Here is an 11727-nt window from a genome sequence, read left to right as displayed (position 1 = left end):
CCGTGCATGCCCGTGCGGGGGAGGTCTCTATGAAATGGTTCTGTTCCGTGGTTCAGGCCGGTTTGCTTGTTTTACTTTGCGCGGCTCCGTCGTTTGCGGCTGATGCCTGGGTAGCGGATTGGGATATGACCAACGGCCTTGCGGAGCTGCGGCAAAGTAATTTTAAAAACGCCCTTATGTTCGCCGCGTATTTTGACAAACAGGACAAACCATTTCTTACCGCCGACATGAAAAAGGCGTTGCGCGGTGCATTGGCCGTCCTGGGGTCGGGGCAAGGCGTTTATCTTTCTGTTGTCAATGATGTGGTCGAAGGCCCCGGCAAATCCGTGCAGAAAGATCCCGGCCTGGTGAGCAGGCTTATGGCTACAGACGCCAGCAGGACCGCGCATCGCAGAGAATTGCTGGCCTTGCTGGCGGTTTATCCCTTTAAAGGGCTGGAACTTGATTACGAAAGGGTGACCATGGAAGATTGGCCCAAGTTGTTGCAGTTTGCGCATGAACTTTCCACAACGCTGGCAACGCAGGGCAAAAAGTTGCGTTTGGTCATGGAACCTAAGCAAAAATACCTGCAAGGCGACCTGCCCGTTGGTCCGCAGTATGTGGTGATGGCCTACAACCTGCACGGGAGCCACAACGGGCCGGGAGCCAAGGCGGACGACGTTTTTTTGCGGCAATTGGCCCAATGGTGCGCGCACTGGCCGGTAAAGCCCGGCTTGGCGCTGTCTGCAGGCGGCTTTGCCTGGAATGCGCGGGGCGTTGTGGAACTTACGGAACGCAAGGCCGCTGCATGGGCGCAGGGTGCGGGTGTTCAGCCGGCGCGCGACGCCGCCAGTCACGCCCTGTACTTTAAGGCGGCAGACAATGCGCCGGGCAGTCCCCTGCTGGCTAAAGGGGGAACCACCGGCGACATTTGCGAAGTATGGTATGCCGATGGCGCAACCCTTGCGCATTGGGCCGAAGTGGGGCGCAGCCTTGGATTCGGCGAGATAAGTTTATGGCGACTTGGCGGCAATATGCCTGAATCATTATCTAAAATAGCAGGGGAATAAGTTATGAAGCTGCAATTCAGGCATCCCAGGGCTTGTGCAGCAGCCCTGTGGGGCATCTGGTGCTGTGGGGCAGTTCTGCTGCTGTGCGCCTGGTCGTCTATGGCCTTTGCGGCGGTATCGCCGGCACCGCGAACGCTCTATGTGAGCGCCGGATTCATCGGTGGCGACGGCCTCAATGCCGACAGGCCATTGGGCAGCATTAATGACGCGCTGCAAAAGGCCCGCAAGGGTGACGTTGTGGTGGTAGCGCCAGGGGAATACCAAGAGTCCATACGGGTTTTAACTGCCGGGATCACCGTGCAGGGCAGCGTGCCGGGCGAAACCGAACCCCAAGTTGTTGTTGCTGCTCCGGCGGGGAAACCCGGACCGGTGCTGCGCGACGGCGCAGACACGGTGTGGCGGGGTGTTGCCTTTCGCGTTGCGGACAGGGCCGCCGTGACCTTGCGTGGTTTTACGGGGCGGTTTGAATACTGCCTGTTTAGCTCTGACAGCCCGGTGCCGGGGATTGAGGTGTCTGGCGGCAGCCCTGTGTTTCAAGGCTGTACCTTTATCGGCGGCGTGGGGCCTGCCGCCATGCTGGCGCTTAATGGCCAGGCCGGGCGTAAGAGCCGCATGACCCTAGCCTACTGCTTGTTTCGCGATATTCCAGGCGCCGCTATGCTGCTGCGGGGGGAACAGGATGTGCGGCTTGTGAACTGCCTTTTCGCCGCTTGTCGTTTTGTAGCCATGCGGCAGACAGGGGTGGGAGCGCAGATTTCCGCTATTAACAGCATCTTTTTTCTCAGCCCTGAGCCCCAGCTGTTTTTGCAGACGCCCTCTGCGCCCAAGGCATATCTCGCCAATTGTCTGTATGCTCCCGCACCGGGCGATTTTATGAAATGGCAGGCAAAGCCCCTTGATCAGCAGCCGGAAATAACCGCTGTGAACAGCATTACGGCCTCTCCTCGTTTTGAGGGTGGGCGGCACGCCCTGATAAACCTTTGCGTGGACGACACCGTTAATGCGCCGGTATGGCGCTCGCTTACCTCGGCCGCAAGTAAACTTGGCCTGAAAATAAGCCTTGCGCTCAATACAGATGCACTTTCGCCTCAATACTGGAAGATGATTATTCCAGAGGTGAACGCCGGTTTTGAAGTGGTCTCACACGGGGCGGTACATGCCAGTATTACGTCCGCAGAGGTGCTGCGCGTGGGCTGGTTTGCCCCGGAGGGCGTTGCGGCCACCCTGACCATTGATCAGGCGGGGCATCTGAGTGTGATTGCGGATGGAAAGGCGATGTGCGCCATTGACCTTATGGCTCAGCCCTATATTTCCATGGGAGGGGTGGTGCGTTTGCTGCGGGAAAAAGGCCTGCGCGCGGAGCTTGTGAGCCTGAGCCATGAGAAAATTCCCGCCCACCTGCTCGCCCCCGTGCAGGAGCAGGATATCTCTTTTGCGAAGCACAATGTGGAATTGGTCATGGATACCAAGGCGTTCATGCAATACATGCTGTCCGAGTCCCGCCGTAAAATAGAGCAGGGGTTGCGCAAAAATAATGCCATGCAGAAAACGTGCGTGGCTTTTGTTTGCCCTTACAACGAAACGAACGCAAACATCCGCCAGGCTATGAATGCTGCTGGATTCCAGGTTGCGCGCAGCCATATGACGCAGCACTTCCCCTCTGCCACAGAGAGGGTTGATCTTTCAGCTTTGCAAAGCATCTCTCTGAAAGATATCATTATCGGCATGCCTACTGATAATATCAAAGAAATGCTTAGATTGTATATAGATTATTTAAAGTATAATAGATCTGTTATGGGATTATATAGTCATGGGATAACTGAATGGACCGTAAACCAATGGTTGGAGCTATTTGGCGTGTTGCATGAAAATCCTGAGGTAAAAACGGCTAGTCTTGCCGATATTGCCGTAATGGTAAAGGAGCAGTGTGAGCCAACGGGGCCGTGGACCTATCGCTGTTCATCAAAAACTGGGCCGGTGGCTGGGGAAATATCATTCCGGCCTGGCAAGGATTCGCCTTTGCTTGCCGCTGGACAGCACACGGAGTTTACAAAGGATTTTTTGGGGAAGCCTCTGCCTGAAGGGCAGGCCCCCAACATCGGTCTGTACTAATGTCCGAATTTTAGGGAGTGCCTCTCGCGCGGGGCTATCCCCACCTATGTCAGGAACACGAACTTTTCAATGGCATACTTTTCGGGGGGAGGGTCACTTGCCCCCGTCTTTGGTGTAGACCCCTATGTACTCGCTAAAAACACCCCTTTTTTGAACGCAAAAACCGCCAAATTATCATCAGATAACTTGGCGGTTTTATTAGCTATGTGGCGGAGAGGGAGAGATTTGAACTCTCGATACAGGTTTAAGCCCGTATACTCGCTTAGCAGGCGAGCTCCTTCGGCCGGCTCGGACACCTCTCCGTATGCGCAGATGTGCTGCGCAAAGCCCAATGCTTATATAGCAGAACTGTGCTGACTGCAAGCAAAAAATGCAGTTTCAGCCGCGCGGCGGCGCGCTGTTTTTACAGGTCTTGCCGTGTCGAAGCCATTGCGCTGTTTTTCCCTGCGCCAAGGTGCGCATTTTCGGCGTCAGACCCCCGGTCTGACGGCGAAACCGGGCAACCACATTGTCGCCGGGACGCGGACGGTTTCCCACCGGCCACGATGCTTCAATGATTTTTTTCATCGTCCTGTTTGTGGCGGCTTTGTTCCTTGCGCGCCGCGCGCACAAAGACCCACAGGGCCAAAGCGGCCAGAACAGTAATGCCTAACGCGTTCAGCAGTGCGTAATCCATACAGTATCCGTATGGCGGTCAGGCCGCCATCAGGCGGGCACGCCCATTTTGCTGAAGCCGCTGTCCACATAGAGCACCTGGCCGGTGACGGCGTGGGCCAGATCCGAGGCCAGGAAGGCGGCGGCGCCGCCCACATCGGTGGTGCGGACGTTGCGGTGCAGGGGGGCGTGGTTTTCCACCAGGGTAAAAATATCCTTGAGGCTGGATACGGCCGAGGCCGCCAGGGTTTTGATGGGGCCGGAGCTGATGGCGTTGACACGCACGCCCTTGGGGCCCAGGTCGTAGGCCAGATAGCGCACAGAGGCTTCCAGCGCCGATTTAGCCACCCCCATGACGTTGTAGCCGGGGATAATCTGGGTGGAGCCGTGGTAGGTCATGGTCATGACCGAAGAGCCGTCGTGCAGCAGAGGCTCGAAGGCGCGGCAGAGGGCGGTAAGCGAAAAGGCCGAAACTTCCAGTGCCAGCTTGAAGCCGTCGCGCGAGGTATCCAGAAAGCGGCCGTTGAGATCCTCACGGTTGGCAAAGGCTACGGAGTGGACCAGGATGTCCAGGTCGCCCCAGTTGTCTTTGACCAGGGCGGCAGCGTCGGCGATCTGGCCGTCGTCGCACACGTCACACTGGAAGGTAAATTCACCGCCCAGTTCCTCACTGAGGGGCTCCACCCGTTTTTTAATGGCCTCGCCCACATAGTTGAAGGCCAGGCGCGCGCCCTGTTCCTTAAGGGCGGCGGCGATGCCGTAGGCGATGCTTCTGTTGTTGGCAAGGCCCATGATCAGGGCTTTTTTTCCTTGCAGCAGCATGGATTCTCCTCCTTGCTGTAGGGGGCCGGTGTTTCCGGCATACAGTTTGTGCGGCTGGGCCGCGATCCGGGGGAACCCGGCGCAAAAGCCGTCACGCGCGTCTGCCCGCGACGCGGCGGCATAACTATAACAGCAAAAACCTGGGAAATCACCCTATAATCAGGCTGCCGCACCGGCGAGGGCGCGTGCCCAAACGCTTGGGACGTTTGCTGCCTTTGCGAAAGTGCATTTCCAAAGGCGACTGGTCCAGCGCAGATTACCTTTACGAATCTGTATTCTTAAAGGTTACGGCACGCTCGTTCCGGCGCTTAGCCGTGCAAAGGCATAGCGCTGCTGCCTTCATCCGGAGCCAGCGCTGCTGCCTTGCCCGTAACTTCCCTCGTCGTAACGGGCTAAGTTTCTGCGTCGCAAAGGCTGAAGCTGCGCTTGCGCCCTCACAGCGGGCTGCTGCTTGCGCAATCGTCAGGGCATTGCAACGTTGCAATGCTCTATGCGCTTCACGCCGCCCGTTGTTTAGGGGGCACTGCGAACCCGCAACGGCGCACTGGAAAACTGTTATGGCGCTGTGCGGGGCGCGCGGCGTCCGTGCCCGAAGCACACGCCGGGCGCAGGGCCGCCGCAAGTAACGGCCCTGCAGAAAATGCCATTATTTGGTCAGAATGTCATAAGCCTCACGGTAGCGGGCCGCAGTGGCGTCAACAATGTCCTGGGGCAGGGGCGGCGGGGGCGGCTGCATGTTCCAGGGCTGTTTTTTGAGCCAGTCGCGCAGGTACTGCTTATCAAAGCTGGGCTGGCCGTGGCCGGGTTCGTAGCCCTTGGCGGGCCAGAAGCGCGAGGAATCGGGCGTGAGCACCTCGTCAATGAGGTGCAGCTTGCCGTCAATAAAACCGAATTCAAACTTGGTGTCGGCCACGATGATGCCCCGTTCTGCAGCCCAGGCGCGTCCGGCGGCATAGATCTGCAGCGAGGCCCGCTCTACCTGGGCGGCGGTTTCCGCTCCCAGGATTTCGGCGGCCCTGGCCACGCTGATGTTTTCATCGTGCTGGCCCAGCGCCGCCTTGGTGGAGGGCGTAAACAGGGGCGGGTTCAGTCGGTCGGATTCGCGCAGGTCAGCGGGCAGGGCGTAGCCGCAGAGCGTGCCGTTGGCTTGATAGTCCTTCCAGCCCGAACCGGTGATGTAGCCGCGCACAATACACTCCACCGGCAGGGGCTGCGCTTTGCGCACGAGTACGGCGCGGCCTTCCAGCTCGTCCTTCCAAGGGGCCAGGGCGGCGGGAAAGCGGTCCACATCGCTTTCCAGAAGGTGGTTGGGGATGATGTCTTTGAATTTTTCCATCCAGAACAGGGTAATTTTGTTCAAAATCACGCCCTTGTAGGGGATGGGATCATTCATGATGACGTCAAAGGCGGACATGCGGTCCGTGGTGACGATGAGCAGGGTATCGTCGTCCACCGCATAGATGTCGCGCACCTTGCCGCGCGAAAGCAGAGGGTAGGCGTCGATCTGGGTTTTGACCACAACTTTCATGGGAACTCCCGCGGGCAGGCCGCGTTATTTTTTGCCCCGCACTTCCACGGAGCGGGCATGGGCCTCCAGCCCTTCCAGCCGGGCCAGGGCCGCAATGGCTGCCCTGTTTTGCTGCAAAAAGCTGGAAGAGGCAGCCACCACACTGGTTTTTTTGCAAAAAGTCTGCACCGACAGGGCCGAAGAGAAGCGTGCCGTACCCAAGGTAGGCAGCACATGGTTGGGGCCGGCAAAGTAGTCGCCCACAGCCTCAGGACTGTGCTGGCCCATGAACACAGCCCCGGCGTGGCGGATGAACGGCAGTACGGCCCAGGGGTCGCGCACGCAGAGTTCCAGATGCTCCGGGGCCACCTGATTGGCTACGGCCACGGCCGCATTGAGGTCGGGCGTAAGCACAATAGCCCCCCAGTCCGCCAGTGAACGCGCGGCAATGGCGGCGCGGGGCAGGGCGGCACACTGCTTTTGCAGTTCCATATTCAGAGCCTCGGCCAGGCGCGGGTCGTCGGTGATGCAGATGGCCGAAGCCAGAGCATCGTGCTCGGCCTGTGACAGCATGTCCGCCGCAAGCCAAGCGGGGTTGGCGGAGGAATCCGCCACCACCAGCACTTCACTGGGGCCGGCGATCATGTCTATGCCCACCTGCCCCTGCACCAACCGCTTGGCCGTGGTTACAAAGATGTTGCCGGGCCCGGCGATGACGTCCACGGGCGCCAGGCTTTCAGTGCCGTAGGCCAGAGCCGCGATGGACCAGGCCCCGCCCACGCGGTAAACTTCGTCAATGTCCAGCAGGTGCGCGGCGGCCAGGATGTGGGGGTTGACGCTGCCGTCCTTGCGGGGAGGGGTGCACACGGCCAGACGGGGCGTGCCCGCCACCTGGGCGGGGATGGCGCTCATGAGCAGGCTGGAGATGAGCGGCGTGTTGCCGCCTTGTCCGCCGGGCACATAGAGGCCCGCTGCGTCCACGGGCAGCACCTGCTGGCCCAGGATGCTGCCGTCTTTTCTGGTGAGAAACCAGGATCTTTCCACCTGCGCCTCGTGAAAAGCGCGGATGTTGGCAGCGGCGGCGCTGATGATTTCGCGGTCTTCAATGCGCACTGTGGCGGCGGCGCGGGCTATTTCCTGCTCGGTCACCCGCAGGGGTAGGGCAAAATCCGGGCAGTCGAATTTGCGGGTGTAGTCTACTAAAGCCGCGTCGCCGCGCTCGCGCACGGCGGCCAGAATTTCCTGCACGGCCGCTTCGGCTTCGTTGCCGGGGTTGCGACGGCCTTGCAGCCACTGGGACATCTTGGGCCATTCCTGCGGGTGTTGCAGGGTCAGAATCCGACAGGTCATAGCTGGTTCAGGTTTCCTGTGCGGGCATGCTGTTGCCGACGGCGCTGAAGCGCGTCACAGCGGGCGGCGCCCGTTCTGCCGCCCGGCCTGTGGGCCGGCGGGTGGTGGGGGTGCCTCTCCGGTCCTCGTTTGGAAGAGCGAATATACAGAAGGCGGCGAGGAATGTCGAGGCTGTACAGGCTCACGCGTCTTGACACGGGGCAAGGGCGACCTTACTTAGCAGCAATGATGCCGCCCTGCGGCGGAGATATTTTTGGAGGAAGCATGCAGCGTCATAAGATGCACCATTTTTACGGGCAGCCCTTCCACGATGCGGCGGCAGGGGAGACCGCGCCCGAAACCGCCCCCGGCGATGCGCGGGGAGCCCGCCCTGAAGACCATGCCGCGTCCAAAGGCGCGCCCGTTGCGGATGAAGCGGACCTCGTGACGGCGCCCGGAGAGCAGCCCGGCCAGGAAATGCCCGTGGCCGAACAGGCCGGGGACGAGGATGTGGTGGACATGTTTATGCCCGACGCCGCCCCGGCGGATACAGACGTCCAGGCTCGCTGCAAGGCGGAAATGGAAGAACTGCGCCTGCGCGCCGCAGCGGAGATGGACAATTTTAAAAAGCGCCTGACCCGCGAACATCAGGAACAGGTGCGCTATGCGGCTGAAAAGGTGCTGGGCGATTTGCTGCCGACCCTGGACAACCTGGATCTGGCTCTGCAGTACGGCAGCAAGGACGAAGCCTGCAAGGATATGCTGCAGGGCGTGGCCATGACCCGCAAACTTTTGCTGGACGCTGTGACCAGGCATGGCCTGCGTCCTGTGGGCGAAGAGGGCGAGGAATTTAATCCCGGCCTGCACGAAGCCGTGGGTTTTGACGCCAAGCCCGACTTGGCCCCGCATTCAGTGACCCGCGTGCTGCAGCGCGGCTATAAACTGGGCGAAAGGCTGCTGCGCCCGGCCAAGGTTATGGTCAACCCGTAGTTGTTGTTTTGGATTTTACTGCAGATAGTCGCCGCCCCCGTGATTGTTCACTAGAGTATTTAACACTTGAAATGCTCGCTTACGGCAGGCAAAAGCCTGCCTTCTCGCATTTCGTGGCAAGGATTTTCAAGAAAATCCTTGCAGAGCAATTAACTCATTTCATTCGTAAACTGCTCTAGGGCGGCGACGTTATTCTGCAGTGGCGGGGAGAAAAGTTGTTCCGCGCCGCCGGTGGCACTGCTGCACGGCGCGGAACAACTTTGCATATATGACTATTGAGCCGCCGCGGGTTTCCAGACCTCAAAAAAGCGAGGGTAGCCGGGCAGAAGAGGTTGCTTCCGACTCAGATCCCTGCCTTTGAGGCCGGGGTAGTCCGGCGCGTAGCGATACGCGCGGTGGATCATATTTGTGAAAGTCTGATGGGCATTGGGCACAGCGTCGGCCCTGTCGGAAAAGACCGGTTTGGCCTTGCCTGCCATGATGGGGTTGACGAACTCCCAGACCACCTCTCCCGCCGGGGTCACTTCAAAAAGATGCCCCTGATGGGTGGAGGTAACCAGCACGTTGCCGTTGGACAGGCGTTGCGCCGCGCCCTGGCGGTAGCTGAAGAAGCTGTTGGAGCCGTTGGCCGCGTATTGCCAGACGATTTTGCCGGATTTCAAATCCACTTCAATAACGCGTGAGCGGTTGCCTTCGGGCCGTTCAGAGCCATTATCAAAGATCTGCACGTTGCCGTTGGGCAGCATGGTGGCGTTGTGCTCGCCAAAAACCTGTTGCGACCCATCGTCATACCAGCCGGGGCGCGCGCCCTGGCCGTGCGTGGAGGGGTTGCCCCAGCGCTGCACGATTTTCCCGCTTTTTTTGTCCACAATAAAGACTTCGCTGAAATTGCGGGAGTTGAGCAGAACCTGATCGGTTTTCGGCAGGTACTGCACGGTATTGAAGTGCGACCAGTCAAAGCTGTCGTAGCCGGGGCCCACGGGCGTGGGCAAGGCGTAGTTGATGTCCAGCTGGTCCGGGCCGGTGCCGATATGGTCCCAGGCGTGCCATTCCCAGACAGTTTTGCCGTCTCTGTCCACCTCGCGTACAAAATCCACCCAAAAATCGCGCACCACCTGTCCTTTGATTTTGGCTTCTTTGGGCCAGGTGCCGGGCTTGCGCCCCTTGGCCTGGAATTCCGCCGGGGTTTTGCGTTCCCAGCCGAGCACCAGGGTATTGCCGTTGGGCATACGGTCGAAGCAGTGGTGCTGTATCTCATTCTCCGAGAGCATGCGGTAGGACCAGACCACATTGCTGTTCCAGTCCAGCTCCTCAAGGATGCCGCCTGCGCCGCCTATTTTTGTCGGCTGCTCCTTGGGGGCCGCCGCCCGCAGCAGGTTGCCGTTGGGCAGCAGAATGGCGTAGAGCCCTGGGGGGTACTTGCTTTGCCATGTGTGGACCACATCGCCGTTCATGTCCATAAGGTAGGTCGTGGTACATTTGTACGTGGGCGCAAACAAGGTGTAGCCATTAAAGGTTTTTTCCGATTCGTATTTGATGACGCCGGTAGGTCCGTCGTGGATTTCGTAGGCTGCGGCCCCGCCGGAAAATCCCAGCGTTAGCAGCGCCACTGTCCCGGCCAAAAAAGAACATACTGTGGTGTTCATTCCTGTTCCTCCACAAAATGGGTCATTTGTCAGAATGCGTAAATGACGTTGACAGAGGCTTTCCAGGCGTCCTTCATGTTCAGGCTGGTGCCGGCGATGTTTTGGTATTGGCCCCAGACATCCTTGTCCAGCCAGAGGTGAATATAGCCCAGCTCACCAACGAAAGTCAGGTTTTCCGTAGCTTTGAACTTGCTGTCCAGGTTGACTTCAAGCCCTGTATCCGCTGTAGTGAGGTATGTGCCGAAGGAGTTGAAGTCCGTATTGTTGCGGTAGATCTGGCGGCCGTCGTTGTCGCGGCCCTGGCGGCCCGTGATGTAGGAGGCCATCTTTGTGTTGTTGGTGCCGCCGAAGTAGTTGACGCGCAGGGTGTGGGTGAGGTTTTCCAGTGAGGGAATATCCTTGACGCGCGCGCCCACGCCCCAGGTGCCTGTGGGGTTGGTGCCCAGAATGCCTTTGCCGCCGCCGATGATGGGGTTGCCCCGATACCCGAAGGTGGACAGGGAGTTGGTCAGGTTGTTGGTGGTGCTGAGGTAAGGCATCCGCTCCGAACCGTTGTCGGGGTTGGCGTCGTCGCCGCTGAAATACCAGCCGTAGAGGCCGGGCAGGCCCCAGTCCGTGGCGTATTCGGCCACTAACATGCCATACCAGCCCTGGCGGTTGAGATATTTCCGTCCGTGGTCCACGCTGCCGTAGACAAAATCCCAGCTCAGGCGGAAGGGGTCGAGCATGCTCCACTGGCCGGTAAGGCCGCCCCAGCCCATGGTGCTGTATTCACTGCTCCAGAGGGTGGATTGCGGCCGCCGACTGCTGAAGGCCGCGGGGTACAGGCCGTCGCGGAGCTGCAGGCCGTCTATGCCTTGCTGGGTGTTGTGGTTAGCCAGGGTAAAGGTTTTGCTGCCGCCGGCGGCATCTCCAATCATATTGCTTTTCAGCAGCGTATTGGGGCCCATGGCTCCGGCCATGCCCCAGGGCGTGATTTTCAGCCCTTCAAAGGTTACGGGCACACTCAGCACAAACAGGTCAAAATTGTCCAGGTAGTTTGCCGGGCTGGCGTCGTTGCCGCTCCAGTTGTCGTTGTAGAGGCGCATCCACGCGCCGGTAACGCTTACGTTGGGGTTGAACTTCCAGGAGGCGGTAATGCCCGCCACATCGTCCTGAAACACAGGGCTGTCCAGGGCAAATCCCGGCAGTTTAACACCCTGCAGGCCCATGCGCAGCTTGAGAGGCGTGTGGGGGACCATCCAGTCAATATAGGAATGTTTGACCTTGACCACCGTGCCGTCCGCGCCCAGCGCACCCCCTTGGGAACCCATGCCCCAGCGCTGTTCGCCTATCTCGAAAAATACGGTCCCGGACAAGTTTTCCGAAGCCACGGCATGCAGCTGCAGGTGCAGCCGCTGCATGGCCTCAAATTCGTCGCGCTGCTGGCGCACCGCCGCCCACTGCTGGCCTATGGTGTGGTTGCCCCGATGGTCTTTGCCCATAAAATTTCCGCCGTTAATGTAGTCAAACGCGAATTGCCAGCTGCCCTTGACCTGAAAATCTACCGCCCGGCTCTGGCCTGCAGCGCCCAACAACATAGCCGCCGCCAGCAGAAGTGTCGCCAATTTTTTCATGT

At 59.4% G+C, this 11727-nt stretch carries 10 protein-coding genes and 1 tRNA gene; 3 read left to right on the top strand and 8 right to left on the bottom strand.

Translation table 11 applies throughout. The features are described from left to right. The first annotated feature begins 29 nt into the window (after positions 1 to 29). Positions 30 to 1049, top strand: a complete 1020-nt coding sequence (locus J7I12_RS03945; RefSeq protein WP_147357547.1) for a glycoside hydrolase family 18 protein — start codon at positions 30 to 32, stop codon at positions 1047 to 1049. 3 nt (positions 1050 to 1052) lie between these two features. After that, positions 1053 to 3161 carry a right-handed parallel beta-helix repeat-containing protein gene (locus J7I12_RS03940; protein ID WP_303192874.1) on the top strand — a complete coding sequence of 703 codons (2109 nt, stop codon included), beginning with the start codon at positions 1053 to 1055 and terminating at the stop codon, positions 3159 to 3161. Between the two features lie 207 nt (positions 3162 to 3368). On the opposite strand, the gene J7I12_RS03935 is transcribed toward J7I12_RS03940, so the two are convergent. The 6 genes from J7I12_RS03935 to hisD all read right to left on the bottom strand — a co-directional run bounded on the left by J7I12_RS03935 (position 3369) and on the right by hisD (position 7494). Then, positions 3369 to 3463 (bottom strand) — tRNA-Ser (locus tag J7I12_RS03935). A 76-nt stretch (positions 3464 to 3539) separates the two neighbouring features. Continuing rightward, the gene (locus tag J7I12_RS03930; RefSeq protein WP_130958324.1) at positions 3540 to 3728 is read right to left on the bottom strand and encodes a hypothetical protein; all 189 of its coding nucleotides are present in this window, start codon (positions 3726 to 3728) and stop codon (positions 3540 to 3542) included. Further along, entirely contained in the window at positions 3712 to 3837 is a 126-nt protein-coding gene (locus J7I12_RS03925) for a hypothetical protein (RefSeq protein ID WP_270229490.1), read from the bottom strand. The genes J7I12_RS03930 and J7I12_RS03925 overlap by 17 nt, the downstream gene beginning before the upstream one ends. 29 nt (positions 3838 to 3866) lie before the next feature. Continuing rightward, positions 3867 to 4637 (bottom strand): enoyl-ACP reductase FabI, encoded by a 771-nt coding sequence (locus J7I12_RS03920; RefSeq protein ID WP_118230651.1) that lies wholly within the window; start codon positions 4635 to 4637, stop codon positions 3867 to 3869. A gap of 646 nt (positions 4638 to 5283) precedes the next feature. Beyond that, positions 5284 to 6165 (bottom strand): phosphoribosylaminoimidazolesuccinocarboxamide synthase, encoded by an 882-nt coding sequence (locus J7I12_RS03915; protein WP_118230650.1) that lies wholly within the window; start codon positions 6163 to 6165, stop codon positions 5284 to 5286. Positions 6166 to 6189: 24 nt separating this feature from the next. Then, on the bottom strand, positions 6190 to 7494 hold the full coding sequence (gene hisD, locus J7I12_RS03910) for a histidinol dehydrogenase (protein ID WP_302149184.1): 1305 nt from the start codon (positions 7492 to 7494) through the stop codon (positions 6190 to 6192). A 264-nt stretch (positions 7495 to 7758) separates the two neighbouring features. On the opposite strand from hisD, the gene grpE reads away from it, so the two are divergent. Continuing rightward, positions 7759 to 8463, top strand: coding sequence for a nucleotide exchange factor GrpE (gene grpE / locus J7I12_RS03905; RefSeq protein ID WP_353936896.1), 705 nt, complete (start codon positions 7759 to 7761; stop codon positions 8461 to 8463). Between the two features lie 272 nt (positions 8464 to 8735). Here the strand turns inward: grpE and J7I12_RS03900 are convergent, their stop codons facing one another. Beyond that, positions 8736 to 10109: an aryl-sulfate sulfotransferase gene (locus J7I12_RS03900; RefSeq protein WP_288907893.1), complete on the bottom strand. Its 1374-nt coding sequence runs from the start codon at positions 10107 to 10109 to the stop codon at positions 8736 to 8738. Between the two features lie 29 nt (positions 10110 to 10138). Continuing rightward, entirely contained in the window at positions 10139 to 11725 is a 1587-nt protein-coding gene (locus J7I12_RS03895) for an outer membrane homotrimeric porin (protein ID WP_498794029.1), read from the bottom strand. Positions 11726 to 11727: the final 2 nt, after the last annotated feature.

The sequence above is a fragment of the Desulfovibrio diazotrophicus genome (assembly GCF_902498985.2).
Taxonomy (GTDB): domain Bacteria; phylum Desulfobacterota; class Desulfovibrionia; order Desulfovibrionales; family Desulfovibrionaceae; genus Desulfovibrio; species Desulfovibrio legallii.
Note: the sequence above shows the minus strand (reverse complement) of the source record. Positions and strands in the feature narration are given on the sequence as shown.